Source organism: Pseudomonas sp. NY15181 (assembly GCF_048068055.1).
Taxonomy (GTDB): Bacteria; Pseudomonadota; Gammaproteobacteria; order Pseudomonadales; family Pseudomonadaceae; genus Pseudomonas.
Window position 1 is genome coordinate 1,096,636 of the sequence record NZ_JBLUPT010000001.1, and the last position, 25,801, is coordinate 1,122,436.

Consider the following 25,801-nt stretch of genomic DNA (forward strand, 5'->3'; position numbering starts at 1 on the left):
AAAAAAGCCGCGCAGGAGTGGGCGCGGCTTTGAAGCGGGCGCCCGGGAAGCGCCCGCGAAAGGGACTCAGTGATGTCCGCAGAGGGCGTCCCGGCCATGTTCACCGAGGATGTTGAACAGAATGTTCAGCACCACCGCCCAGATCGAGGTCATGGCGATACCGCTGTGGGTGATCGGCTCCATCCACTGGGGCAGTGCGGCGAAGAAGTCCGGACGCACCACCGGCACCATGCCCATGCCGATGCTCACCGCCACCAGCAACTGGTTGCGGCGGTCGACGATGTCCGCCTCGTGGAGGATGCGGATGCCGCTGGCGGCGACCATGCCGAACATGGCGATGCCGGCGCCGCCCAGTACTGCCGGCGGAATCGAGGCGACCAGGAAGGCGGCCTTGGGCAGCAGGCTCAGGATGATCAGGAAGACCGCAGCGGCGGCGGTGACGTAGCGGCTGCGCACGCCGGTCATTTGCACCAGGCCGATGTTCTGGGCGAACGAGGAGTGGGTGAAGGTGTTCATGAAGCCGGCGAAGAACGATGCGCTGGCATCGCACAGCAGGCCGCGGCGCAGGCGGTTGGGGCAGATCTCGGTCTCGGTGACCTTGCCCAGGGCGAGGAACATGCCGGTGGATTCGACGAAGATGATCACCACCACCAGGCACATGGACAACACGGGAGCCAGGTGGAACTCCGGCGCGCCGAAGTGCAGCGGGGTGACCACGTCGAACCAGGGGCGCTGCTCGATGCCGTCCAGGCTGACCATGCCCATGCTGGCGCCGATGATGTAGCCCAGCAGCATGCCGATCAGTACCGAGACGTTGACCCAGAAGCCTTTCAGGAAGCGGTTGATCAGCAGGATGACGGCGAGTACGAAGGAGGACAAGGCGAGGTATTCGACCGCGCCGAAGTTGGCCGCGCCTGCGCCGCCACCGGCCCAGTTGATCGCCACCGGGAACAGGCACATGCCGATGGAGGTGATCACGGTGCCGGTCACCAGCGGCGGGAAGAAGCGCACGATGCGGCTCATGAACGGCGCGATGAGCATGCCGAAGAAGCCAGCGGCGATGGTGGCGCCGAAGATGCCGTTCAGGCCCACGCCGGGCATCCCGGCCATGGCGACCATGCTGCCGACGGCGGCGAAGCTGGCGCCCATCATCACCGGCATGCGGATGCCCACCGGGCCGATGCCCAGCGATTGCACCAGCGTGGCGATGCCGGCGACCAGCAGGTCGGCATTGATCAGGAAGGCGATTTCTTCACGGGAGAGGCCGGCGGCCTGGCCGACGATCAGCGGGACGGCGACGGCGCCGCCGTACATCAGGAGAACGTGCTGGAAGCCGACCAGCAGCAGTTGCAGCAAGGGCAAACGCTGATCGACAGGCGAGCCGGGAATGCGGCGCTCAGATACCACGGACATGCAACACCTCGGTTTTTATTGTTGTCAGTCACAGGCTGCCGGACGGGCACGGCAGCCGGGAGATACTGGCCATCATTCACCCCCGGGGCCGAGCGGGTGAAGCGGTGCGGGACTTTATACTTGCGATGTGTATTGGGTTCAATCGATTTTTGTATACAACTAGCTGGTCACGTTTCGTCTCGGTGGTGTCGGAAGGCTCTAGGCCGCGTGTGTACTGGTCTACAGGAAAATGTAGCCATACGTCGAATGGACTACATTTTTGTTTCGAAAATGGCGTAGGGCGTACAACCGTTCGCGGTTGTACGCCGATTTACCTGGCCACTTTGTCTGCGCCGCGGTTGAGGCTGGAATGCCCTGAAATCAAGGTCAAACGGCGTATAACGTCGAACGTTATACGCCCTACGCCCTTGCAGACTCCGGGCGTTTCGCGGGCATAAAAAAACCGCACCCGAAGGTGCGGTTCTTCTGGCCGTGCCGCAGGCTCAATTTACCTGGGCGCCCTTGGCGATCCAGTCGCCGACGAGCTTGCGCTCTTCCGGGGTCATCTGGGTGATGTTGCCCAGCGGCATGACCTGCGAGGCTACGGCCTGCGCCTGGATGCGCGGGGCGAGCTGCTGGATCTGCTGCGGGGTGTCGAACATCACGCCGGCCGGCGCGGTGCTGAACAGGTTGCTGGTCGGCTTGGCCGAATGGCACACGGCGCAGCGTTCCTGGATCACATGGTGGACCTTGTCGAAGCCTGCATCGCTACCGGCGGAGGAGGCTTGCGCCTGGGCCGGGGCTTGTTCGGTCACGGCGGGCTTGGCTGCTTCTTCCTTGGCACGCTCGGTCGCGGTTTTGCCACCGACGGCGGTTTCCGGCAGCGGCTGGTACTCCACCTTCGCGGCCGGGGCGCTGGCAGCGCTGTCGCTGCTGGGGAGGTTCGGGCCGGTGACGAAGGCCAGGGCGATCATGCCGACGGCGCCTGCGGGCAGGGCCCAGGCCATGCCATTGCCTTCGTGGCGGGTGTTGAAGTAGTGACGCACGATCACCGCCAGGCCCGCGATGCACGCCAGGATCAGCCAGTTGTAATGGCTGCCGTAGGTGCTCGGGAAGTGGTTGCTGATCATGATGAACAGCACCGGCAGGGTGAAGTAGTTGTTGTGGCGCGAACGCAGCAGGCCCTTGGCCGGCAGCACCGGATCGGGCTGGCGGTTTTCCTCGATGGCCTTAACCAGCGCGCGCTGGGCCGGCATGATCACGCGGAACACGTTGCCCACCATGATGGTGCCGATGATGGCGCCCACGTGCAGGTAGGCACCGCGACCGCTGAACACCTGGCTGAGCAGGTAGGCGGCGAGGACGATCAGGGCGAACAGGATGGCGCCGAGCAGGGCGGGGGTCTTGCCCAGCGGGGAGTCGCACAGGGTGCTGTAGATGAACCAGCCTGCGACCAGCGAGCCGATGCCGATGGCGATGGCGGCGGCCGGGGCCAGGTCACTGCCCGGAGCGATCAGGTACAGGGTCGGGTTCAGGTAGAACACGATGGTCAGCAGGCAGACGCCCGACAGCCAGGTGGAGTAGGCCTCCCATTTGAACCAGTGCAGGTTGTCCGGCATTTTCGGCGGTGCGAGCTTGTACTTCTCCAGGTGGTAGATGCCGCCACCGTGGATCGCCCAGAGATCACCGGAGAGCCCTTCGCGCGGGTTGACGCGGTTGAGGTTGTTCTCCAGCCAGACGAAGTAGAACGAGGCACCGATCCAGGCGATGCCGACGATCATGTGTACCCAGCGAACCAGCAGGTTCGCCCATTCGATGAGATGTGCTTCCACTGTTTTTACCTCTTGCCCGGACGCCGTTGTCGCAGCGCTTGGGCCACTCTTATTAGTTTAGTTGGGGGTCGAGGAGGAGCTGTTCGTCCTCGGTGAAGAAATGTTCGTCGCAGTTGTTGCCAGAACCGCTGCGATCGACCACCAGGAAGTCATCCCGCTTTTCGATCGTCAGCACCGGGTGGTGCCAGACGCCGCGGTGGTAATTGACGCCCTGCTTGCCGTTGGACAGGAAAGCGCGGACGAGACCCGATACAGGTACATCGCCAACTGGCGCGACCACGATCAGAAATTGATTGCCGAGCAGCGGAATGAACGCTTGGCTGCCCTGCGGATGGCGCTCCAGCATGCGGATGCGCAACGGCATCTCCAGGGATTCGGCGCTGAAGATGCTGATGATCGCCTTGTCATCGGGCTGCGCCGTCTCGACGGTGGCGAGCTTGTGATAACGGCGGGTGGAGCCGTTGTTGATCATGAAAAAGTCGCTGCCTTCGGTTTCGATGACATCACCGAACGGGGCGAAGGCTTCCTTGGTCAACGGCTCGATCTTCAGGGTACGCATGGCTGGTCTACTTATTCGTTGTTCGCATGGACCCCTCTCCGCAGGGGAGAGGGCATGAAGATCCGCGTGCTCAGAGTTGCTGCAGGCGGAACATCGCGATCTTGTTGATCTCCGCCAGGGCGGTCTGGAACTCCTGCTCCGGCGTGTTGTGGATGCGCTCTTCGAACGCCGCCAGGATCTGGTGACGGTTGCTGCCCTTCACGGCCTTGATGAAGGGGAAGCCGAACTTGGCCTTGTAGGCGTCGTTGAGTTCGGTGAAGCGGGCGAACTCTTCGGCGGTGCAGTCCTGGATGCCGGCACCGGCCTGTTCGGCGGTGCTGGAGGCGGTCAGCTCGCCACGGATGGCGGCCTTGCCGGCGAGGTCCGGGTGCGCGTTGATCAGGGCCAGCTGGGCGTCATGGCTGGCGGACAGGAGGATGTCGGCCATGCGCTGCTGCAGCAGTTCGATGTCGTTCAGGCTGTCGTCGACGCCCAGGTCATAGGCCTTCTCGGCGACCCACGGCGAGTGCTCGTAGATGTCGGCGAAGGCAGCGACGAAGGCGGCGCGGTCGAGGCTGGCCGGGGTCAGGGTCTGGAAGCGGCTCATGCCTGGTTCTCCTGGGCTTGGAACGGGTGTTTCTCGTGCCAGTGCTTGGCGATGTCGACGCGGCGAGCGATCCACACTTTCTCGTGGCCTTTCACGTACTGCAGGAAGCGCTCCAGCGAGGCCATGCGCGCCGGACGGCCGAGCAGGCGGCAGTGCATGCCGATGGAGAGCATCTTCGGCGCGCCTTCGGACCCTTCGGCATAGAGCACGTCGAAGGCGTCCTTGAGGTATTCGAAGAAGTCGTCGCCCTTGTTGAAGCCCTGCACCTGGGTGAAGCGCATGTCGTTGGTGTCCAGGGTGTAGGGGATCACCAGGTGCGGCTTCTCGGCGGTGCTCGCCGGGTCCCAGTAGGGCAGGTCGTCATCGTAGGTGTCGGAGTCGTAGAGGAAGCCGCCTTCCTCGCGCACGATGCGGCGGGTGTTCGGGCCCAGGCGGCCGGTGTACCAGCCCTGCGGGCGCTGGCCGGTCAGGTCGGTGAGGATGCGGATGGCTTCGAGCATGTGCTCGCGCTCCTGCGCCTCGTCCATGTACTGGTAGTCGATCCAGCGGTAGCCGTGGCTGCAGATCTCGTGACCTTCGGCGACCATCTGGCGGATCACCTCCGGGTGACGCTGGGCGGCCATGGCCACGGCGAAGACAGTCATCGGCAGGTCGTACTTCTTGAACAGCTTCAGCAGGCGCCATACGCCAGCGCGGCTACCGTACTCGTACAGCGATTCCATGCACATGTTGCGCTCGCCCTTGAGCGGCTGTGCGGCCACCATTTCGGAGAGGAAGGCTTCGGACTCCTTGTCTCCGTGCAGGATGCAACGCTCGCCGCCTTCCTCGTAGTTGAGGACGAAGGACAGGGCGATACGGGCATCGTTCGGCCAGTGGGGGTGGGGAATGTTGTTGCCGTAACCGATCAGGTCGCGTGGGTAGTCGGCGCTCACTGCAGTGTTCCTTCTTGTGGTTGGCGGTCTGCGCGGAGTCGATGGACCTGGCGCTGCCGTTGATGCGTGCATTGTATACAAAATGTTTGGCTATCTGTAAATACAATCTGCACAACAGTTGTTTCTCCTCCCTATAGATGCGCAAATCGCCGCAGCGACCCCGTCCGGCCGCGTCTAGCGGCGGCTTCGGCCCCTGCCGGCGGGCTTCTGGTACCCGAGTTCCGGGGGTGGCTGAGGCTGCTTTTGCAACGCTGAATCACTTTTTTGTATACAATCAAGCCTGCGACTGGGTATATTCGGTTCCGCGCAAACGCACTTGCCGGCTGTCCGAGCGACAGCCCACCGAATTCGAATCAACAAGACAGAGGAGGAAGGTGTCCGCCGGCAGCGCCGGAGACATCGATAAGCCCATGGGACGCTTGACCACTCACGTACTGGATTCCGCCCACGGCTGCCCGGGCCATGGCATCAAGATCGAGCTGTACCGCGTCGAAGGTCAGCAGCTGGAGCTGATCGCCACTCGCGTGACCAATGACGACGGCCGTTGCGACGAACCGCTGCTGCAGGGCGAGGACTTCCGCGCCGGCGTCTACCAGCTGCTGTTCAATGCTGGCGACTACTACCGCGCCCGTGGTGTCGAGCTGCCGAAACCGGCGTTCCTCGACCAGGTCGTACTGCGTTTCGGCATCGCCTCCGAAGCCGACCACTACCACGTGCCGCTGCTGATTTCCCCCTACAGCTACTCCACCTATCGCGGTAGCTAGTACATCGCAAGACCTTCCCGGACTCTTCGTGGAGTCTTCCTCAGCCCGCCCACACTGCGGGCTTTTTTTTGTCCGCCGTTTAGGAAAAATTGCGCAGCAATCCTGGGCGCTTCGGGCGTAATTGGGCTAGAAGGAGTGGGGAAAAATCTGTTTTTAGGGAGCGGTATGAGCAGGATTCTGATCGTCGATGAGCAACCGGTGACCCGTCACGCGCTGCGGCTGATGATGGAGGCGGACCGGCACGAGGTGGTCGGCGAGGCGGATAACGGCCCCGACGCCTTGCACCAGGTGCGCCAGTGCAAGCCGGACCTGATGATCCTCGAGCTGTCGATTCCGCGCCTGGGCGGGCTTGAAGTGCTGCAGCGGCTTGCGGCCCAGGAATCGCCAGTCAAGGTGCTGGTGCTGACCTCGCAGGACTCCGAATACTTCGCCGGGCGTTGCCTGACCGCCGGCGCCGCCGGCTTCGTCAGCAAGCAGGAAGACCCGCAGGCCGTACGCGAAGCGGTGCGCGCCATCGCCCAGGGCCATAGCTATTTCCCCAGTCATGCGCTGGGCAGCGTCAGCGCGGCCGAAGAGGCGGGGCATGGCGACCTCCTCAAGGGACTGTCGGTGCGCGAGCTGAGCGTGCTGCAACTGCTGGCGCGCGGCTTGAGCAACATCGCCATCGCCGACCAGTTGGCGATCAGCGACAAGACGGTGAGCACCTACAAGGTGCGCCTGATGCAGAAACTGCATGCCAAGTCACTGGTGGAGTTGATCGATATCGGTCGCCGCCATGGCCTGGTGGAGGGTGGGGCACGGGAAGAGTCCGGGACGGTGGAACAGGAGCTCGACGACGAGCAGCGCCGCGAGCTGGACCTGCTGCGCAACATGATGGAATCCATTCCCTATCCGGTCAGCATCCGTGGGCTGGATGGACGCATCGTCCACTGCAACTCGGCGGCTCAACTGGTGCTGGGGAAGACGCGCGAGGAAATGCTCGGCAACACCCTCACCGATCTCGGCATCTTCGCCAGCAACGAGGAGGCCCAGTTGCTCAAGGGCAGAGCCTTGGCGGCAATCGTCCAGGGCGAGCCGATCGATGCGGATGTGGAGTTCAGCTCGATCAAGGGCCGCAAGGTTGTGCACTTCTGGTCCCGGCCTTACCGGGACACGCAGGGCACCTTATTGGGAGCCATCACCGGCAACATCGATATCACACAGCGCGACGACCTGGTCCGTGCCCTGCGCAACGCCAACGCGCGCATCGACTCGATCAGCCGGGGCAAGACACTCTTCCTCGCGGGCATCGGCGGCGAGATGCAGGGGCCTCTTCAGAACATCATCGCGATGATCGACCTGGCGTTGAACCAGGACAATCCCGAGCGCCGCCGGGAGCCGCTGACCGTGGCGCGGTCGGTGGCCGGCAACCTCCTGCACGTGCTGGACGACCTGCAGTTGCTCAGCCGCGCGAAGACCGGCCGCTTGCAACTGGCGCTGCAGGAAGTTGACCTGCAGGCGCTGGTCGAGCGGCAGGTGGAGCTGATCCGCGAAAGCGCCAGCGCCAAGGGGCTGGGGCTGGAAACCGACTTCGCCCTGGCGCTTCAGCCCAAAGTCTGGTGCGACCCGCTGCACATGCGGAAGATCCTTTCCAACCTGCTGGAAAATTCGGTGAAATTCACCGAGCAGGGCGTGATCCGGGTGCGCCTCTGCGCCCGCGGAAAGGGCAGCGGCCTGGTCGAGGTGCGGCTGGAGGTGAGCGATTCGGGCATCGGCATTCCCGAGGCGGAGCTGGCCGGTCTGCTCGATCCGTTCGCCTATGAGCTGGACGAGCAGCGTATCCGCCGCGGCGGCACCGGGCTCGGGCTGGCTCTCTGCCGGAGCCTGATAGAACTGATGGACGGCCAGATCGGGGTTTCCAGCCAGTCAGGCGTGGGCACCGACGTGTGGCTGGAGATGTTTCTCCCCGACGCCGCGAGCTGACCGGCGCACCGCAAAAAGTGTGTTTCTGATGCAGAAAACCCCGGCGCATGCCGGGGTTTTCCATTTTGCAGCACAGAGGTTCAGAGGAAGATGAACTTGGCCACGAAGATGGCGCACAGCGCATACAGGCTCACGGTCACGTCCTTGTGGCGGCCGGTGAAGACCTTCATCGCCACGTAGGTCACGAAGCCCAGGGCGATACCGTCGGCGACCGAGAAGGTCAGCGGCATCATGATCACGGTGACGATGGCCGGGATGGTCTCGGTGTGTTCCTTCCAGTCGATGTGGGCCATGCCGCCCATCATCAGCATGGCGACGTAGATCAGCGCACCGGCGGTGGCGTAGGCGGGGATCATGCCGGCCAGCGGGGCGAAGAACATCGCCGCGACGAACAGCACGCCCACTACGACAGCGGTCAGGCCGGTACGGCCACCGGCGGCGACACCCGCGGCGCTTTCCACGTAGCTGGTCACCGGTGGTACGCCGAGCACCGCGCCGAAGGCGCTGGAGGTGCTGTCGGCCTTCATTGCCTTGGACAGGTTCTCGATGCGGCCGTCCTCGCGCACCAGGTGCGCGCGCTGGGCGACGCCCATCAGGGTGCCGGCGGTGTCGAACATGTGCACGAAGAGGAAGGCCAGGATCACGCTGATCATGGTCACGTTGAACGCGCCGGAAATGTCCATTGCCAGGAAGGTCGGCGCCAGGCTCGGCGGCATGGAGAACACCCCACCGAACTTGACGATGCCCAGGGCGATGCCGGCCACGGTAACGGTCAGGATACTGATCAGGATGCCGCCGAACACGCGGCGGTATTCGAGCACTGCGATCATCAGGAAGCAGATGGCGGCCAGCAGCGGGCCGGGGCTGGTCAGGTCGCCCAGGTGCACCAGGGTGGCCGGGCTTGCAACCACGATACCGGCGGTCTTCAGGCCGATCAGCCCCAGGAACAGGCCGACGCCGGCGCCCATGGCGAAGCGCAGGCTCACCGGAATGCTGTTGAGCAGCCATTCGCGGATACGCGAGAAGGTCAGGATCATGAAGGCGATGCCGGAGATGAACACTGCGCCCAGCGCGATCTCCCAGCTGTAGTTCATGGTCTTGACCACGGTGTAGGTGAAGAAGGCGTTGAGGCCCATGCCCGGCGCCAGGCCCACCGGCCAGTTGGCGTACAGCCCCATCAGGAAGCAGCCCAGCGCCGCGGCAAGGCAGGTCGCGACGAACGCGGCGCCGTGATCGATGCCGGCGTCGGCCATGATGTTGGGGTTGACGAAGATGATGTACGCCATGGTGATGAAGGTCGTGAGGCCCGCAGCGAGTTCGGTCTTCACGGTGGTGCCGTGCTGGCTGAGCTTGAACAGGCGTTCGAGCAGGCCGGTAGCGGGCGGGCTTGATGCAAAGGCTTGTTGTTCTTGTTTGGTGCTTTCCACAGCGGTGCTCCTCAACGCTCTTGTTGTTGGTCCCTTTGCCGTCGGCTGGTTCACCTGCGTCCCTTGCGCTAACGGAAAGAGTTGTGAGGGTGTGAATGTTGACCTTTGGGTCAGGAAGTCACGTCGCGATTATGCAGTTGTGTACAAAAAGTTCAAATAATGTTTAGTGTGTTAGTGAAGATTTTTTACAAGAAAAGACTCGGAATGGTCGCAGGATGCAGTCGGACACATCCGCTGGAGGAGGCGCCATTGGCGTCAGCCGCGACTCGCTCGTGATGGCTGCACGATAGTGGCCATTTTGTGTACACTGTTGCCCAATACCTGGCCGACGCCAGCTCATCGCCAGCCCCCACGGATTTCGCGCCGGCTCCGCTCCGGCTGATCAGGGTTCGACACCAATGACCGACCAGTTGCAACAGATCAGGAAGCAGCCGCGCAATGGCAAGAGCCGCAGCGGCACTCAGGATGAGATCGTTTACGCGCACATCTTCGACGCGATCCTTGAGCAGCGCCTCGCTCCCGGCACCAAGCTGAGCGAAGAAGCCCTCGGCGAAATCTTCGGCGTCAGCCGCACTATCATTCGCCGCGCCTTGTCGCGCCTGGCCCACGAGCAGGTCGTGCTGCTGCGCCCGAACCGTGGCGCCGTGGTGGCCAGCCCGAGCATCGACGAAGCCCGGCAGATCCTCTTCGCCCGCCGCACCGTCGAGCGCGCCATCACCGAGCTGGCCGTGGACAACGCCAGCAGCGATACGCTGGCCGAGCTGCGCGACATGGTGAAGCAGGAGCAGTCCAGCTTCGCCCGTGGCGACCGTGGCGCCGGCATCCGTCTCTCCGGTGAATTCCACCTGAAGCTTGCCGAGATGGCGAAGAACGCCCCGCTGGTGAGCTTCCAGCGCAGCCTGGTGTCGCAGACCTCGCTGATCATCGCCCAGTACGAAAGCGGTGGCCGCTCGCACTGCTCCTTCGACGAGCACAACGAGATCCTCGATGCCATCGAGAAGGGCGACAAGGAAAAGGCCGTGACCCTGATGATGCACCACATGGCGCACATCGACGACAAGCTGAACCTGGATGTCGACGGCGCCTCCGGCGACCTCCACGCGGTGTTCTCACACCTGCTGGCCGGCAAGAAGAAGCCGCGCCGCAGCAAGGCGGACGCCGACTCGGCGGCCTGATCGCCGAGCATGAAAAAGCCCCGCCAATGCGGGGCTTTTTTGTTGGGGCACAGGTGGATTTTTGTAGGAGCGAGCTTGCTCGCGAAATGCCTCAACTCCGGAGCCACCGGTGACTCCGTTCGCGAGCAAGGACTAGGCGTCCCCTCGGTCCTACAGGCTGTTCATCCGGCGGGTTTCAGTAACCGCTCCGCAATCATCTCGCCAATGGGGATAGCCGAGGTCGCCGCGGGCGAGGGCGCATTGCACACGTGCAGCATGCGCGGCGTCTCGAGGAACAGGAAGTCGTGCACCAGCGTGCCGTCGCGCAGTACCGCCTGGGCGCGGATGCCGGCTTCCATCGGTTGCAGGTCGGACAGTTCGAGCGACGGGCAATACTTGCGGCACTGCTCCAGATAGCCAGCCTTGAACAGCGAGTTCTTCATTTCGTTCAGGCCCGAGCGCAGGTTGGCGCCGATGGTTTTCCAGAAGCCGGGGAAGCGCGCGTATTCCGCCACATCGGACAGGTTGGTGGAAAACTTCGGATAGCCCTCGCGGGCGAAGCCGAGTACCGCGTTGGGGCCGACGGTGACGCTGCCGTCGATCATCCGCGTGAGGTGGATACCGAGGAAGGGCAGTGTGGGATCGGGTATCGGGTAGATCAGGTGCTGGACGATGTCGTTCCGGCTGGCCGGCAGCCGGTAGTACTCACCCCGGAACGGGATGATCTGGTGTTGCACCTCGATGCCCGCCAGCCGCGCCAGGCGGTCGGATTGCAGGCCGGCGCAGGCCACCAGCTGCTTCGCTTTCCAGGTCTGTTCGCCGCTGCGGATCAGCACATGCTCGCCGCCCTCGCGGATGGCATTGACCTGCACTTCCAGGCGCACTTCGCCGCCGGCCCGCTCGATCACCGAGGCCATCGCCCGGCAGACCTGGCGGTAGTCGACAATGCCGGTGCTGGAGACGAACAGCCCACCCTGGCCGACGATGTTCGGCTCGAGTTCGCGTAGCTCGCCGGCATCCACCCGACTGACGTCCAGGCCATTGAGTTTCGAACGCTCCAGCAGGGCATCCATACGCTGCAGTTCGAGCGCGCTGGACGCCACCAGCAGCTTGCCGCAAACGTCGTAGGGGATCTCGTGCTCGTCGCAGAAGTCCTTGGTTGCCTGGGCGCCGCGCTTGCACAGATCGGCCTTGAGGCTGCCCGGCGCGTAGTAGATGCCGGCGTGGATCACGCCGCTGTTGTGGCCGGTCTGGTGGCGAGCGAGGCTCTCTTCCTTTTCCAGCAGGAGCAGTGAGGCGCCTGGCCGCAGTTGCAGCAGGCGCATGGCTGTGGCGAGGCCGACGATGCCGCCGCCGATGATGCAGAAGTCGTAGGTCATGTTGCCCGCCGTGGCCGATTCGATGGCCCACAGCGTGGCCGAAGGGGGCGCGGCAGGCAACCGCCGCATCAGTCGCGACGCGCGCTTTCCTCGGCCTGTTGCCAGCCACCACCCAGGGACTTGTAAAGCAGCACCAGAGTCGTCGCCACGGCTTCGCGGCCGCGCACCTGCTGCTCCTCGGTGGCCAGCAGTTCGCGCTGGGCGCTGAGAACGTTGAGGAAGTCCACGGCACCGGCCTTGTACTGTTCGCGGGCGTTGGCCAGGGCGGTACGGCCGTGTTCGGCGGCGCTGTCCAGGCTGGCCAGGCGACGCTGGTCGGCGGCGTAGTCGGTGAGGGCGTCGTCCACTTCGCGCCAGGCGTTGAGTACCGTGCGGCGGTAAGCGATGGCTGATTCCTGCTGCTGCGCCTCGCGCAGGGCGAGCATGCCCTTCAGGCGGCCGCCTTCGAAGATTGGCAGCGACAGGCTCGGGCCGATGCCGAAGGTGCGGCTGTTCCAGTCGCCGAAGTTGGACAGTTGCAACGCCTGGAAGCCGAAGCTGCCGTTCAGGCTGATGTGCGGGTAGAAGTCCGCCTTGGCCACGCCGATGCTGGCGGTGGCGGCGTGTAGCGCGGCTTCGGCGCGACGGATGTCCGGGCGGCGCCGGGCCAGCTCCGACGGCAGGCCGACCGGCACGCCGCGCGGCGGTTGCGGTACGGGCCTGGCTTCGGCCAGTTCCGACTGCAACGCGCCGGGCGCTTCGCCGAGCAGGTAGCCGAGGGCGTTGATCAGCCGTGCCTGGCGCTTCTGGCTGTCGGGCAGGCGCGCCTCGATGCTGGCGACCTGGGTCAGCGCTTCGGCCACGTCCAACTCGGTGGCGACGCCATCGGCGCGGCGCAGGCGGGTCAGTTCCAGGCTGCGTTGGGCGATCTCCAGGTTGCTGCGGATGATCGCTTCCAGGTCCTGCTCGGCGCGCAGTTGCAGGTAGTTGCGCGCGGTCTCGGCGAGCACCGAGACCAGCACGTCGCGGCGGCTTTCCTCGCTGGCCTGGACGTTCGCGTCGGCCGCCTCCAGTTCGCGGCGCACGCGGCCCCAGAAGTCCAGCTCCCAGGACAGGTCGAAGCCGCCATCGAGCTGGTTGAAGCTGTCCTTGCCCGCCTTGCCGGACGGGTCATTCAGGCCGACTTCGCTGTTGCGCTTGCGCTGGTAGCCCAGGTCTGCGCCGACGTTGGGCACGGCGTCGCCGCCCAGTGCCTGGCGGATCGCCCGGCTTTGCTGCAGGCGCGCACCGGCTTCGCGCAGGTCGAGGTTGGCAGCGGCCACGCGGCGTTGCAGGTCGTCCAGTTGTGGGTCGCCGAGCAGCGTCCACCATTGAGCTTCCTGTGGCGCGTTGAGCGCCTGGCTCGGCGCGTCGCCGCGTTGGGCGGACCAGTTCACCTCGTTGGCATCTTCCGGGCGCTGGAAGTCCGGGCCGACGCTGCAAGCGCCGAGCGCGAGGAGGGCGAGGAACAGGGGCGTGCGGGCGGCGATCATTGTACGGCGACCTTCTGTTCTTTCGCGGCATGCGCGCCGGTGTCGATGCGCGCGATAACCGACATGCCCACGCGCAGCTTGTCGCGCAGCGGCTGGTCGGCGTCGAGGACGATCTTCACCGGGATGCGCTGGACGATCTTGGTGAAGTTGCCGGTGGCGTTGTCAGGGGCGATGGGCGCGAAACTCAGGCCGGTGGCCGGGGCGATGCTGTCGACGTGGCCGCGCAGCTTATCGCCGGGGAAGGTGTCGATACTGATTTCCACGGCCTGTCCGGGCTGTACGTCGGTGAGCTGGGTTTCCTGGAAGTTGCCGACCACGTAGGCGTCCTGCAGCGGTACCACCGCCAGCAGCGCATTGCCCGGGGTGGTGTAGGCGCCGACGCGCACAGCGCGGCGGCCGACCATGCCGTCGAAGGGCGCGCGGATTTCGGTGTAGGAGAGGTTCAGTTGCGCCTGTTGCAGCTGCGCCTGGCCGCGCTTGAGCGCGCCAAGGGCTTCGGCCTGCTGGGCCAGCAGCACGTCGAGTTGCTTGCGGGCGGCGAGGGTGGCTGCCTTGTTCTTGTCCAGCACGGCTTTCGCCGAATCGACACGGGAGCGCGCCTGCTGGGCGTTCTGCAGGGTGCCGGCGCCCTGGCTGGCGAGATGCTGATAGCGGTTCAGCTCCTGCGAAGCAAACGTCAGCGCGGCCTGGTCGGCCTGCACCTGGGCGGCGGTCTGGGCGATCACCGCCTGCTGGCGCTCCAGGTCGGCGGCGACGTGGTGATGACGGGCCTCGGCGGCCAGCACGTCGGCCTCGGCGGCCGCCAGCGCGGCGCGGTAGTCGCGGGCATCGATGCGTGCCAGGACCTGCCCGGCCTTCACCGACTGGTTGTCTTCCACCAGCACTTCCTCGATGAAGCCGGCGACTTTCGGCGCCACCAGGGTGAAGTCGGCGTGGACGTAGGCATCGTCGGTACTCTGCTCATGACCCGGACCGAGCAGGCGCAGCAGCAGGTAGACGACAAGGGCGAGCAGCAGCACGGCAACCAGGGCCAGACTGCCGCGACGGGAGCTCAGTTTCGACATGGGCAGACCTATCAGTGAGTGGGAGTGACGGGGCGCGGCGGGTAGACCCGCAGCGGCATCAGGGGAATCAGGACGAGCAGGGCAGCGCCCAGCCAGGCCATCGCCAGCAGGGTGTCGGAAGCGGCGAGCACGCCGGCCTGGCCGCGCACCTGGCCGGCCAGGCGGACGAGGCTCTCGGCGCCGCCCAGTTGCTCCAGGCGCAGATCCAGGGCTTGCGAAGCGTTGCCCAGGTGGTCGACCAGGCGGTTGGAGTGGTAGTGCTCGCGCCAGGTCATGAGGAACGAGACGATGGCGCTGCCCAGCACCGCCGAGAAGGCGCGCACGCTGTTGAACCAGGCCGAGGCGAACGGCCCTTCGATGGGGGCGACCACGCTGGTGGCGGACATCAGCAGGGGCACGATGGCCATCGGCTGACCAATGATCTGCAGCGCCAGGAGCCAGTAGAAGTTCTCCCGTGTCCATTCGCTGGTCAGCTGGCTCATGCCGAACGCGGACAGACCGCACAGGCTGATACCGATGGCCAGCACCCAGCGGCAATCCACCCGCGGGATGTTGCACAGCGCGGCCACCAGCGGCAGCGAGATCAGTTGCGGCAGAGCCACCAGCAGCGCCATGGGCGCCGATTGCAGCGGTCGATAGCCGTGGGCCGAGGCCAGGTAGGAGGCCGGCACGCCGGAGCAGGCGCCGAGTACCACCAGCACGCCGGCCAGCGTGACCAGCGAGTGGGTGAAGTTGCGCCGCTTGAGGATGTCCAGGCGGAAGAACGGCAGCGGGTGCGTCCACTCATTGATGAAAAAGGCCACCAGCAGCCCGGCGCCGCCGATCACCAGCAGGCTGATCAGGTCGGATTCGAACCAGTCCAGGCGATCGCCCTGCAACAGGCCGATCACCAGCATCAGGATGCCCGGCAAGCCGAGCGCGAGGCCCACGTAATCGAACTGACGCAGGCGCTCCAGGCGCAGCGGGTCCCGCGGGATGCCCCAGGCGACGGCGGCCAGCGCCACGGCGCAGAGCGGAATGACCTGCCAGAACACCCATTGCCAGCCGACGAACTCGGTCCACAGCGCTGCCAGCGGCATGCCCAGGTTGGGCGCGAAGGTGGCGGTCAGCGCATAGGCGCCCAGGCCGTAGAGCTTGATGCCCGGCGGCAGGAAGCGCAGCGCCACGGTCATCAGCATCGGCGGCATGCAGCCCCCGGCGAAACCCTGCAGCAGACGCAGCAGGTAGAGCGTCTCGACGTTCGGCGCGAACGGGCAGAGCAGCGCGAGCAGGGCGAACGCGGCAATGGCACCGAGGGTGAAGCGGCGCAGCGACAGGGTGACCGAGAACCAGGGCGCGAAGGCCATGGTCGCCACCTGCGCCGCGGAGTACAGGGCGAGCAGCCAGGTGCCTTCGTCGTGGCCGATGGACAGCGCACCGCGCACATCGGTCATGGCCAGGTCGGTGACTTTCTCGTTGAGACCGGCGCTGAGGGAGGCGATCAGCACGCCGAGCATGCCGACCACGATGCGCAGGCCGAATGGTTGGGCAACTGGCTTGGCGGGCTGCGCGGCCGGTTGCGGAGTGGCGACGGAAATCGGGGCGAGCGCGGTCATGGCCGGCCTCCACGGGGGTGGCCGATGCCGCCACCGGTGGGCGGTGATGTGCAAGGCATAGGAATCAACTCGGGTATTTGCGACCGAGTCTAGGGAAGGGCGATAGCTGTGAAAATTGAAATGATTGCAGCTAATCAGTGCGTTTAGCGCACTGATTGTGCAGTCAGCTCAGCAGGCCGGAACTCTCGCGCAATTCGATGCACACGCGCTTCACCGTCTGCCGCAGCCAGCTGTGCGCCGGGTCGTTGTCGAAGCGCGGGTGCCAGGCCTGGAGGATCACGACGGATTTCAGCGGCAGCGGAATGTCGAACTGGCGCAGGGCGAAGCCCAGGCGGTCGAGGCGCCACAGCGAATGCTCGGCGATGGGCAGCACCAGGTCGGTTTCCAGCAGGGCGAAGATCGAGGAATGGAAGGTCGGCGCGATCAGGCGGATGTCGCGCTTGAGGCCGAGGTTGGCCAGCTCGTCGTCGATCGGCCCGACCGCACGGCCGCGCCGCGACACGCTGATCTGCGGATAGGCGGCGAAGCGCTCCGGGGTGATTTCGCCGTCGAAGATCGGGTGGTCGCGTCGCGCCAGGCCGACGAAGTTGGTGGTGAACAGCGTCTGGGTGCGGATTTCCGGCTCCAGGGTGGAGGTGGCGCCGATGTAAAGGTCGATACGGTTCTGTCGCAGGGCTTCGTCGTCGAAGTCCGCTTCGGGGGCGATGCGCAGGCTGCAACTCGGTGCCTCGTCGCGCATCACCGCCAGCATGCGCGAGGCGAAGCCGCCCACCAGCACGTTGTTGGAACGCAGCACGAAACAGCGTTCGAGCTGGTCCATGCGCAGGTTCTCCTTGGCGTTGAACAGGCGCATGGCGTGCTCCACCAGGTCGCTGACTTCCTCGCGCAATTGCAGGGCGCGTGGCGTGGGCACCAGGTTGCGCCCGGCGCGGACCATGATTGGGTCACCCACCGCCTCGCGGATGCGCGACAGGGTGCGGCTCATGGCTGGCGGGCTCAGGTGCATGCGCCGCGCTGCGCCGACCACGCTGCCTTCTTCCAGCAGGATGTTGAGGGCGACCAGCAGGTTGAGATCGGGCAGGGCCATGGCGACTCCGAAAGGGTTGGCGGCGAGGCGGACATGTTCCATTGCGACGGACTTGGCGGGCAAGCGTGCGTTTGACGCAATGGTTCATTACGTTTGGCGTGCCTTTACGGTGCGTTCTCCGGCCCGAAGAATGACCGCTGATTTGGCTCTTCGAAGGAGAAAGGCATGTTCAAACGGATTCTGCTGGCCATCGATGGCACGGCGCAGTCAGCACGCATCGTCGCCACGGCGGGGGAGCTGGCGCGCTGCAATGACGCGCAGTTGCATGTGGTCTGCGCCGTGGACCGCGCCTTCGCCATGCCGCGCCAGGACGCGCTGGAGTACCCGCCGGCCGAACATGAGCAGCACGAGGCCCAGGCGCTGGTGGATGACGCCGTGGCGCAGTTGCAGCCGTGCGTGGCGTCGGGTGCCGTGGTGGTAGGTGATCCGGCTTGTGCGATCCTACGTGAGGCCGAGAGGCTGGAGTGCGACCTGATCGTGATCGGCCATCGGCACCTGGGGCGCATCGAGCGGTTGCTGGACCCGTCTGTGGGGCAGCGGGTGATCGAGCGGGCGCCGTGCCCGGTGCTGGTCGAGGTGCGGGAATAACAAGGGTGCCGCTTTTGTAGGAGCGGATCTTATCCGCGAAATCGGCGCGGCGATTGGCCTTCGCGGACAAGGTCCGCTCCTACGAGAGCCGGTGAACGCGGTGGAGCGGGCATTGCTGCCGGAAAGAAAAGCGGCCCCGGCGCCGGGTTGGTCCTGAGCAAGGACCCGGCGCCGAAGCCGTAAGGGTCAACCGCGACGATGCACGCTGCGGCCGTGCGCGAAGGTCTCCTTCACGGTACGGTCGTCGCCAAGGATGACCAGTGCGAAGAGTTTCTCCTCCAGGGTCTTGGCCTGCTGCAGGCGGTAGTCCAGCAGCGGGGTGGCCTTGTAGTCGAGGACCACGAAGTCGGCCTCGTTACCCTGGGCGAAGCTGCCGACCTTGTCCTCCAGCTCCAGCGCGCGGGCGCCGCCGAGGGTGGCCAGGTACAGGGACTTGAACGGGTCGAGCTTGATGCCCTGCAGCTGCATGACCTTGTAGGCTTCGTTCAGCGATTGCAGCTGGGAGAAGCTGGTGCCGGCGCCGACGTCGGTGCCCAGGCCGACCTTGACCTTGTGCTTCTCAAGCTTGGCCAGGTCGAACAGGCCGCTGCCCAGGAACAGGTTCGAGGTCGGGCAGAAGGCCACGGCCGATCCGGTTTCGGACAGGCGCTGGCATTCGCCGTCACACAGGTGCACGCCGTGGGCGAACACTGAGCGCGGGCCGAGCAGGCCGTGGTGGTCATAGACGTCCAGGTAGCCCTTACGCTCCGGGAACAGTTCCTTGACCCACTCGATTTCCTTGAGGTTTTCCGACAGGTGCGTGTGCATGTACACGCCCGGGTGCTCCTTGAGCAGGCGTCCGGCGGCGTCCAGCTGTTCCGGGGTGCTGGTCGGGGCGAAGCGCGGGGTCACCGCGTAGAGCAGGCGGCCCTTGCCGTGCCAGCGTTCGATCAGCGCCTTGCTGTCGGTGTAACTGCTTTCGGCGGTGTCGGTCAGGTAGTCCGGGGCGTTGCGGTCCATCATCACCTTGCCGGCGATCAGGCGCAGGTCGAGTTTCTCGGCCGCGCCGAACAGTGCGTCCACCGACTGCGGATGCACGGTGCCGAACACCAGCGCGGTGGTGGTGCCGGCGCGCAGCAGTTCCTTGAGGAAGATGCCGGCGACGTCGGCGGCGTGGGCCGGGTCGGCGAACTGCTTCTCGGTGGGGAAGGTATAGGTGTTCAGCCAGTCCAGCAGTTGCTCGCCGTAGGAGGCGATCATGCCGGTCTGCGGGTAGTGGATGTGGGTGTCGATGAAGCCGGGGGTGATCAGCGCGTCGCGGTACTCGACCACTTCCACGCCACCCAGTTGCGGCAGCAGCTCGGCAGCATGGCCGACGCGGGCGACCTTGCCGTCTTCCACCAGCAGGATGCCGTCCTCGAAGTACTGGTAGGACTTCTCCACGCCGACTTCGGCGGGGTCGGCGACGCTGTGCAGGATGCTGGCGCGGTAGGCTTTGGCTTGAGTGCTCATCGATCTCTCTTCAGTCGTGTTTCGGGGCCGGGGCGCTCGCAAGCGCCGGAGCTTGATGGGCATGGGCCCATGCTACGGAAATTTCAGGCGCCGCTTTCGGCGGTGCGCGCGCGGCGGCTCGTGGGTAACAGTTTGGCCACGGTGTTCTCGCCCTTGCCGGTCTCCTGACCGAAGGTGGCGTTGTAGGTGGCGATCACTTCGCCGGCGATGGACACGGCGATCTCCACCGGCAGCTTGCCTTTCACCTCGCCGATGCCCATGGGGCAGCGCATGCGCTGCACGGTGTCGGCGGCGAAACCACGGTCGCGCAGGCGGTGTTCGAACTTGGCGCGCTTGGTGTCCGAGCCGATCAGGCCGAAGTAGGTGAAGTCGTTGCGCTCGAGGATCTTCGCGGTCAGCTCCAGGTCCAGCGCGTGGTTGTGGGTCATGACGATGAAGTAGCTGCCGGCGGGCATCTCGTCGATTTCGTCGATCACGTCCTCGTTGATCGCGCGGGTCACGCCCTCGGGGATGTGGTCGGGGAACTCGGCCTCCCGCGAGTCGATCCAGCGTACCTTGCACGGCAGGCTGGCGAGCAGCGGCACCAGGGCGCGGCCGACGTGGCCGGCGCCGAACACGGCGATGTGCGCCTGGGGCTGGCCCATGGGCTCGAACAGCAGCACGGTGGCGCCGCCGCAGCACTGGCCGAGGCTGGCGCCGAGGCTGAAACGCTCGAGCTTCGGCTCGCGCTCGCGGTTCTGCAGCATCTCGCGGGCGATGGCCATGGCCTTGAATTCGAGGTGGCCGCCGCCGATGGTGTCGTAGAGCTTGTCGGCACTGACGACCATCTTGGAGCCAGCGTTGCGCGGAGTCGAGCCGCGTTCTTCGATGATGGTCACCAGCACGCTGGCTTCGGCGCGCTGTTGCAGGTCGGCGAGGGCACTGATCCAGTTCATCGTTACGAACCTCTGGGTGGGGCTCTGTTCTTGTAGGAGCGAGCTTGCTCGCGAACAAGGCGCGGGGCTCGAAGGTTCGCGAGCAAGCTCGCTCCTACAGGGTTTGGTGTAAGGGTGGGGCGCCGCTGGCAGGGTGGAGGACGGGATTGGGGACGTCTTTCCCTGCCAGCGGTGCCCCATGGTCACATCACGCCGGCTCTACTGCGGCCTGCGCCTTCTCCGCCTGGGCCAGCTTCAGCTTGCGCATCTGCTCCACGCCCCAGAGTACGCGCTCGGGGGTGGCCGGGGCGTCGATCTGCGGCTGGGCGCGGTAGTCGGCCAGGCTCGCCACGGCGTCCTTGATCGCGCAGAACACCGAGATGCCCAGCATGAACGGCGGCTCGCCGACGGCCTTGGAGTGGAACACCGTCTGCTCCGGGTTCTTGCGGTTTTCCACCAGCTTCACCCGCAGGTCGATGGGCATGTCGGCAACCGCCGGGATCTTGTAGCTCGCCGGGCCGTTGGTCATCAGCTTGCCCTTGGCGTTCCACACCAGCTCTTCCATGGTCAGCCAGCCCATACCCTGGACGAAGCCGCCTTCCACCTGGCCGATGTCGATGGCCGGGTTCAGCGAGGCGCCGACGTCATGGAGGATGTCACTGCGCAGCATCTTGTACTCGCCAGTGAGGGTGTCGACGATCACTTCCGAGCAGGACACGCCATAGGCGTAGTAGTAGAACGGCCGGCCGCGCGCCTGGCTGCGGTCGTAGTAGATCTTCGGCGTGCGGTAGAAGCCGGTGGAGGAGAGCGATACCTGGCCGAAGTAGGCCTGCTGGATCAGCTCCTCGAACGGCAGGATGAGGTCGCGCACGCGCACCTGGTTGTTGCGGAACTCGACGTCGTCCTCGGTGACCTTCCAGTGCTTGGCGGCGAACTCCACCAGGCGCTGCTTGATGATCTCGGCGGCGTTCTGCGCGGCCTTGCCGTTCAGGTCGGCACCGGAGGAAGCAGCGGTCGGTGAGGTGTTGGGCACCTTGTCGGTGTTGGTCGCGGTGATCTGCACGCGGTCGATGTCGACCTGGAAGACCTCGGCCACCACTTGGGCGACCTTGGTGTTCAGGCCCTGGCCCATCTCGGTGCCGCCGTGGTTCAGGTGGATGCTGCCGTCGGTGTAGATGTGGATCAGTGCGCCGGCCTGGTTGAGGAAGGTGGCGGTGAAGCTGATGCCGAATTTCACCGGGGTCAGCGACAGGCCTTTCTTCAGTACCGGGCTGCTGGCGTTGAACTCGCGGATTTCGGCGCGGCGCTTGGCGTACTCGGCGCTGGCTTCCAGTTCCTCGGTCATCTCCTGCAGCAGGTTGTGCTCCACCTGCTGGTAGTAGTGGGTGACGTTGCGCTCGTCCTTGCCGTAGTAGTTGCGCTTGCGCACGTCCAGCGGGTCCTTGCCGAGGTGGCGCGCGACCGCGTCCATGATCTCTTCGATGGCGACCATGCCCTGCGGGCCGCCGAAACCGCGGTAGGCGGTGTTCGACGCGGTGTTGGTCTTGCAGCGGTGACCGTTCACCGTGGCGTTGCCGAGGAAGTAGGCGTTGTCGGAGTGGAACATCGCGCGGTCGACGATGGAGCCGGAGAGATCCGGCGAGTAGCCGCAGTTGCCGGCCAGTTCGATGTTGATGCCGTGCAGCAGGCCGTCGTCCTCGAAGCCCACGTCGTACTCGACGTAGAAGGGGTGGCGCTTGCCGGTCATTTGCATGTCTTCGACGCGCGGCAGGCGCATCTTCGCCGGGCGACCGGTCAGGCGCGCGATCACGGCGCACAGGCAGGCCGGGGCGGCAGCCTGGGTCTCCTTGCCGCCGAAGCCGCCGCCCATGCGGCGCATGTCGATGACCACCTTGTTGAAGGAGATGCCCAGCACTTCGGCCACCAGCTTCTGCACTTCGGTGGGGTTCTGCGTGGAGGTGTAGACGATCACGCCGCCGTCCTCGGTGGGCATCACCGAGGAAATCTGCGTCTCCAGGTAGAAGTGCTCCTGGCCGCCGATGTGCAGGGTGCCCTGGATGCGGTTCGGCGCGGTGGCGAGCTTGGCTTCCGAGTCGCCGATCTTGTGCTGATGGCTGTCGAGCACGAAATGCTTCTTGCGCAGCGCCTCGACCACGTCGAGCACCGGCTCCAGGTCTTCGTACTCGATGATCGCGGCCATGGCCGCCTTGCGCGCGGTTTCCAGGCTGTCGGCGGCGACGGCGATGACCATCTGGCCGACGTATTCGACCTTGCCGTCCGCCAGCAGTGGGTCACCGGCGACCACCGGGCCGATGTCCAGCTGGCCGGGTACGTCGTCCTTGGTGATGGCGATGGCGACGCCGGGGAACTGGTAGCAGGGGCTGACGTCCAGCTTGGTGATGCGCGCGTGGGCGCGGTCGCTCATGCGGGCGTAGACGTGCAGCTGGTTGGGAAATTCCAGGCGGTCATCGATGTATTGCGCTTCGCCGCTGACGTGCTTGGGCGCGCTCTCGTGCTTGACGCTGCGGCCGACGCCGGTGGTGAGGTCGGCGCGGAACAGTTCGGCGAGTTCTTCCTGGGTCTTGTGTGGCTTATGCATAAGAGGTCACCCGAGTTACGGCCTGGGGAGCTTCCAGTTCCAGGAAGCACTTGCGCAGCAGGTTCTGTGCGGTGAGCAGGCGGTATTCCTTGCTCGCACGGAAGTCGGTGAGCGGGGTGAAGTCTTCGCTCAGTGCTTGCGCGGCGCGTTCGAAGGTGGCGCTGTTGAAAGTCTGGCCGAGCAGGGCGGCTTCACAGGCCTTGGCGCGTTTCGGGATGGCGGCCATGCCGCCGAAGCCGGTGCGCACGGCGGTGATCCGGCAGTCTTCCACGGTGATCTGGAACGCCGCGCAGACGGCGGAGATGTCGTCGTCCAGGCGCTTGGAGACCTTGTAGGCGCGGAACGCCTGGTTGGCCTGCGGGCGCGGGATGATCACCTGTTCGATGAACTCGCCTTCCTGGCGCGCGGTGACCTTGTAGTCGATGAAGTATTCATCGATCGGCAGTTCGCGGCGCTCGCTACCCTTGCGCAGCACCAGGCGTGCACCCAGGGCGATCAGCAGCGGCGGTGAGTCGCCGATGGGGGATGCGTTGCCGATGTTGCCGCCCAGGGTGCCCTGGTTGCGGATCTGCAGCGAGGCGAAGCGGTGCAGCAGCTCGCCGAAGTCCGGGTAGTCGCGGGACAGCGCTTCGTAGCAGTCGGTCAGCGGGGTGGCGGCGCCGATCTCGATGCGGTCGTCGAAGACTTCGACGCGCTTCATTTCCTCGACATGGCCGACGTAGATCATCACCGGCAGTTCGCGGTGGAACTGGGTGACTTCCAGGGCCAGGTCGGTGCCGCCGGCGAGCAGGCGCGCCTGCGGGTTGGCGGTATAGATGTCGGCCAGGTCGGCAATGGTCAGCGGCAGCAGGCAGCGCTTGTCGCCGCTGTTGAGCTCGGCGGTCTCCTGCGGGGCAATGGCTTTGAGCTGGGCGATGATCTCGGGTTGGGCGGCGTCGAACTGATCGGGCTGCTTCTGACAGCAGGACTGCTCGGCGGCATCCAGGATCGGGCGGTAGCCGGTGCAGCGGCACAGGTTGCCGGCCAGCGCTTCGTGGGCCTCGGCCTTGCGCTCCTCGGCGGTTTCGCCGGCAGTGTTCTTCTGCAGGGCGAACAGCGACATGACGAAGCCGGGGGTGCAGAAACCGCACTGGGAGCCGTGGCAATCGACCATCGCCTGCTGCACGCCGTGCAGTTCGCCGCGGTGCTTCAAGTCATCGACGCTGATCAGCTGCTTGCCGTGCAACGAGGAAACGAAGGTGAGGCAGGAGTTGAGGGTGCGATAGCGGATACGCTCGGCGCCGTCTTCGCCGACCAGTTCGCCGACCACCACGGTGCAGGCGCCGCAGTCACCGGAGGCGCAGCCCTCCTTGGTGCCGGTCTTGCCCAGGGTCTGACGCAGGTAGTTGAGCACGGTGAGATTGGGGTCGAGGCGGTCTTCGACGCGCAGCTCGCGGTTGAGCAGGAACCTGATCAAGGCTTGCCTCCAGGCTGGTTCTTGTTTTTGGTAGGGCGCTGGAGTGTGAATCTATGAAAAGCTGACTTTCGAGTCAATAAAAATTCTGTCCAAAAGGTCAGAAAGTTTTTCCGCAGGTGATGAGTGGTGTGGGGAGGTCGGCTTTTCGTAGGAGCGAGCTTGCTCGCGAACAGCCCAAATTGCCGGTGAGCGCGGTACTAGTCGGGCATGCCGATGCGCTCCCTCTCCCTCTCCCTCTGGGAGAGGGTTGGGGTGAGGGCGGTCCCAGGTACAGAAGCTTCGCGAGCAAGCTCGCTCCTACCAAGAGCCAGAAGCAAAAAAGGCGACAAGCCGGGGTAAAGGCTTGCCGCCAAGGCTTGGAACGCGTGGGTCAGGCTTGCTGCGTGGCGCTCAGCTGGTATTCCTCGCCGGCGTAGTAGGCCCGCACCCGTGGGTTCATCACGGCTCGCCAGAGCGGTGGGAACAGCGCGAGGACGATCATCCCGGCGTAGCCGTTGGGCAATTGCGGGCTTTCGTCGAAGTGGCGCAGCACCTGGTAGCGCCGCTTGGCGTTGGCGTGGTGGTCGGAATGCCGCTGCAGGTGGAAGAGGAACAGGTTGGTCAGCAGGAAGTTGCTGTTCCAGGAGTGCTCGTGGGTGGTCCGCTCGTAGCGGCCGGTTTCCAGGCGGCGGCGGTGCAGGCCGTAGTGCTCGACGTAGTTGACGATCTCCAGCAGGGTGAAGGCCATCACCGACTGGCCGATGAAGTACAGCGCGCCGATCCAGCCGAAGGCGACGCTGAAGCCCGCCAGGAACAGCGCACTGATCACGTACCACCCGATCAGCTCGTTGCGCCAGTGCAGCGCCGGCAGGCCCTTGCGCTTGAGGCGTTCGGTTTCCAGCTTCCAGGCGTTGAGGAAGTTGTGCTTGTAGGCGTGCGGCAGGAAGGCGTACAGGCTCTGGCCGTAGCGCGACGACGAGGCGTCTTCCGGTGTGGAAACATGCACATGGTGGCCGCGCACATGCTCGACCTTGAAGCCCGCGTAGCAGACTGCCGCCAGCAGCAGGCCGCCGGCGTTCTGCTCCAGTTCGGGGTCCTTGTGGATCAGTTCGTGGGACACGGTGATGCCGATGGCGCCCATCACGGTGCCCACCGAGAGAATCCAGCCCAGCTGGCCGACCCAGTTCCAGGCGTCATAAGTGGCCAGCACCCAGCCGCCGTACACCAGCATGCCTAGCAGCAGCGGCACCGTCGCCAGGCTGAGGAAGCGGTAGTAGCCCTCGCGCTCCATGGGCGGCACTTCGTCGATTTCGTCCGGGTTGGCCGGATCGCGGCCGACCACGAAGTCCAGCAGCGGGATCACCCCGAACACCACGGTGATCACCAGCCAGGCCCAGGCGTTGGGGTGGGCGCTGCCATACGACCACCAATAGCTGACGGGAATGCCGAAGACCGGCACCAGCCAGATCCAGTAACCGGCCTTCTTCAGGCGCAGCATCCAGGCGGGGGAAAGGAAGGCGAACATGGGCG

Annotated in this window: 19 protein-coding genes and 2 pseudogenes; 5 read left to right on the forward strand and 16 right to left on the reverse strand. The window is 65.2% G+C overall.

Features of this window, described 5'->3' with window-relative positions; all coding sequences use genetic code 11:
* Positions 1 to 66 precede the first annotated feature (66 nt).
* From ACNFBT_RS05045 to puuE, 5 genes are all read right to left on the reverse strand, one after another.
* Positions 67 to 1,413 carry a nucleobase:cation symporter-2 family protein gene (locus ACNFBT_RS05045; protein ID WP_416747002.1) on the reverse strand — a complete coding sequence of 449 codons (1,347 nt, stop codon included), beginning with the start codon at positions 1,411 to 1,413 and terminating at the stop codon, positions 67 to 69.
* 482 nt (positions 1,414 to 1,895) lie between these two features.
* Positions 1,896 to 3,224, reverse strand: a complete 1,329-nt coding sequence (locus tag ACNFBT_RS05050) for a urate hydroxylase PuuD (protein WP_416747004.1) — start codon at positions 3,222 to 3,224, stop codon at positions 1,896 to 1,898.
* Between the two features lie 52 nt (positions 3,225 to 3,276).
* Complete coding sequence (locus ACNFBT_RS05055) at positions 3,277 to 3,783, reverse strand: ureidoglycolate lyase (protein WP_416747006.1); 507 nt, start codon at positions 3,781 to 3,783, stop codon at positions 3,277 to 3,279.
* A gap of 70 nt (positions 3,784 to 3,853) precedes the next feature.
* Positions 3,854 to 4,369 (reverse strand): 2-oxo-4-hydroxy-4-carboxy-5-ureidoimidazoline decarboxylase, encoded by a 516-nt coding sequence (uraD, locus tag ACNFBT_RS05060; protein WP_371229130.1) that lies wholly within the window; start codon positions 4,367 to 4,369, stop codon positions 3,854 to 3,856.
* Positions 4,366 to 5,301 carry an allantoinase PuuE gene (gene puuE, locus ACNFBT_RS05065; RefSeq protein ID WP_416747009.1) on the reverse strand — a complete coding sequence of 312 codons (936 nt, stop codon included), beginning with the start codon at positions 5,299 to 5,301 and terminating at the stop codon, positions 4,366 to 4,368. The genes uraD and puuE overlap by 4 nt, the downstream gene beginning before the upstream one ends.
* A gap of 410 nt (positions 5,302 to 5,711) precedes the next feature.
* Between puuE and uraH the strand changes: the two genes are divergently transcribed.
* The 3 genes and pseudogenes from uraH to ACNFBT_RS05080 all read left to right on the forward strand — a co-directional run.
* Positions 5,712 to 6,065: a hydroxyisourate hydrolase gene (gene uraH / locus ACNFBT_RS05070; RefSeq protein ID WP_152224418.1), complete on the forward strand. Its 354-nt coding sequence runs from the start codon at positions 5,712 to 5,714 to the stop codon at positions 6,063 to 6,065.
* A 165-nt stretch (positions 6,066 to 6,230) separates the two neighbouring features.
* Positions 6,231 to 6,851: pseudogene (locus ACNFBT_RS05075) on the forward strand (response regulator); the annotation flags it as partial.
* 72 nt (positions 6,852 to 6,923) lie between these two features.
* Positions 6,924 to 8,027, forward strand: a pseudogene (locus ACNFBT_RS05080) (PAS domain-containing sensor histidine kinase); the annotation flags it as partial.
* Between the two features lie 80 nt (positions 8,028 to 8,107).
* Here ACNFBT_RS05080 and ACNFBT_RS05085 read toward each other — a convergent pair.
* Complete coding sequence (locus ACNFBT_RS05085; protein ID WP_416747011.1) at positions 8,108 to 9,454, reverse strand: NCS2 family permease; 1,347 nt, start codon at positions 9,452 to 9,454, stop codon at positions 8,108 to 8,110.
* A 398-nt stretch (positions 9,455 to 9,852) separates the two neighbouring features.
* Here ACNFBT_RS05085 and ACNFBT_RS05090 point away from each other — a divergent pair, with 398 nt between their 5' ends.
* Complete coding sequence (locus ACNFBT_RS05090) at positions 9,853 to 10,629, forward strand: GntR family transcriptional regulator (protein ID WP_254475870.1); 777 nt, start codon at positions 9,853 to 9,855, stop codon at positions 10,627 to 10,629.
* A 161-nt stretch (positions 10,630 to 10,790) separates the two neighbouring features.
* On the opposite strand, the gene lhgO is transcribed toward ACNFBT_RS05090, so the two are convergent.
* The 5 genes from lhgO to ACNFBT_RS05115 all read right to left on the reverse strand — a co-directional run bounded on the left by lhgO (position 10,791) and on the right by ACNFBT_RS05115 (position 17,244).
* Positions 10,791 to 11,987: an L-2-hydroxyglutarate oxidase gene (gene lhgO, locus ACNFBT_RS05095; protein WP_416747013.1), complete on the reverse strand. Its 1,197-nt coding sequence runs from the start codon at positions 11,985 to 11,987 to the stop codon at positions 10,791 to 10,793.
* Positions 11,988 to 12,055: 68 nt separating this feature from the next.
* Positions 12,056 to 13,498 carry an efflux transporter outer membrane subunit gene (locus ACNFBT_RS05100; protein ID WP_416747015.1) on the reverse strand — a complete coding sequence of 481 codons (1,443 nt, stop codon included), beginning with the start codon at positions 13,496 to 13,498 and terminating at the stop codon, positions 12,056 to 12,058.
* Positions 13,495 to 14,562, reverse strand: coding sequence for an HlyD family secretion protein (locus ACNFBT_RS05105; protein WP_416747017.1), 1,068 nt, complete (start codon positions 14,560 to 14,562; stop codon positions 13,495 to 13,497). The genes ACNFBT_RS05100 and ACNFBT_RS05105 overlap by 4 nt, the downstream gene beginning before the upstream one ends.
* A gap of 11 nt (positions 14,563 to 14,573) precedes the next feature.
* Positions 14,574 to 16,157 carry an MFS transporter gene (locus tag ACNFBT_RS05110; protein WP_416747019.1) on the reverse strand — a complete coding sequence of 528 codons (1,584 nt, stop codon included), beginning with the start codon at positions 16,155 to 16,157 and terminating at the stop codon, positions 14,574 to 14,576.
* Between the two features lie 163 nt (positions 16,158 to 16,320).
* A complete protein-coding gene (locus ACNFBT_RS05115) occupies positions 16,321 to 17,244 on the reverse strand; it encodes a LysR substrate-binding domain-containing protein (RefSeq protein ID WP_416747021.1) in 924 nt (307 codons plus the stop codon).
* A gap of 165 nt (positions 17,245 to 17,409) precedes the next feature.
* On the opposite strand from ACNFBT_RS05115, the gene ACNFBT_RS05120 reads away from it, so the two are divergent.
* Entirely contained in the window at positions 17,410 to 17,832 is a 423-nt protein-coding gene (locus ACNFBT_RS05120; RefSeq protein WP_416747022.1) for a universal stress protein, read from the forward strand.
* 186 nt (positions 17,833 to 18,018) lie between these two features.
* On the opposite strand, the gene guaD is transcribed toward ACNFBT_RS05120, so the two are convergent.
* The 5 genes from guaD to ACNFBT_RS05145 all read right to left on the reverse strand — a co-directional run bounded on the left by guaD (position 18,019) and on the right by ACNFBT_RS05145 (position 25,796).
* The gene (gene guaD, locus ACNFBT_RS05125; protein WP_416747023.1) at positions 18,019 to 19,323 is read right to left on the reverse strand and encodes a guanine deaminase; all 1,305 of its coding nucleotides are present in this window, start codon (positions 19,321 to 19,323) and stop codon (positions 18,019 to 18,021) included.
* Between the two features lie 83 nt (positions 19,324 to 19,406).
* The gene (gene xdhC, locus ACNFBT_RS05130) at positions 19,407 to 20,258 is read right to left on the reverse strand and encodes a xanthine dehydrogenase accessory protein XdhC (RefSeq protein ID WP_416747025.1); all 852 of its coding nucleotides are present in this window, start codon (positions 20,256 to 20,258) and stop codon (positions 19,407 to 19,409) included.
* 187 nt (positions 20,259 to 20,445) lie between these two features.
* A complete protein-coding gene (gene xdhB, locus ACNFBT_RS05135) occupies positions 20,446 to 22,836 on the reverse strand; it encodes a xanthine dehydrogenase molybdopterin binding subunit (RefSeq protein WP_416747027.1) in 2,391 nt (796 codons plus the stop codon).
* Complete coding sequence (gene xdhA / locus ACNFBT_RS05140) at positions 22,829 to 24,292, reverse strand: xanthine dehydrogenase small subunit (protein ID WP_416747028.1); 1,464 nt, start codon at positions 24,290 to 24,292, stop codon at positions 22,829 to 22,831. The genes xdhB and xdhA overlap by 8 nt, the downstream gene beginning before the upstream one ends.
* A 370-nt stretch (positions 24,293 to 24,662) precedes the next feature.
* Positions 24,663 to 25,796, reverse strand: a complete 1,134-nt coding sequence (locus ACNFBT_RS05145; RefSeq protein ID WP_416747030.1) for an alkane 1-monooxygenase — start codon at positions 25,794 to 25,796, stop codon at positions 24,663 to 24,665.
* Between the last annotated feature and the right edge of the window lie 5 nt (positions 25,797 to 25,801).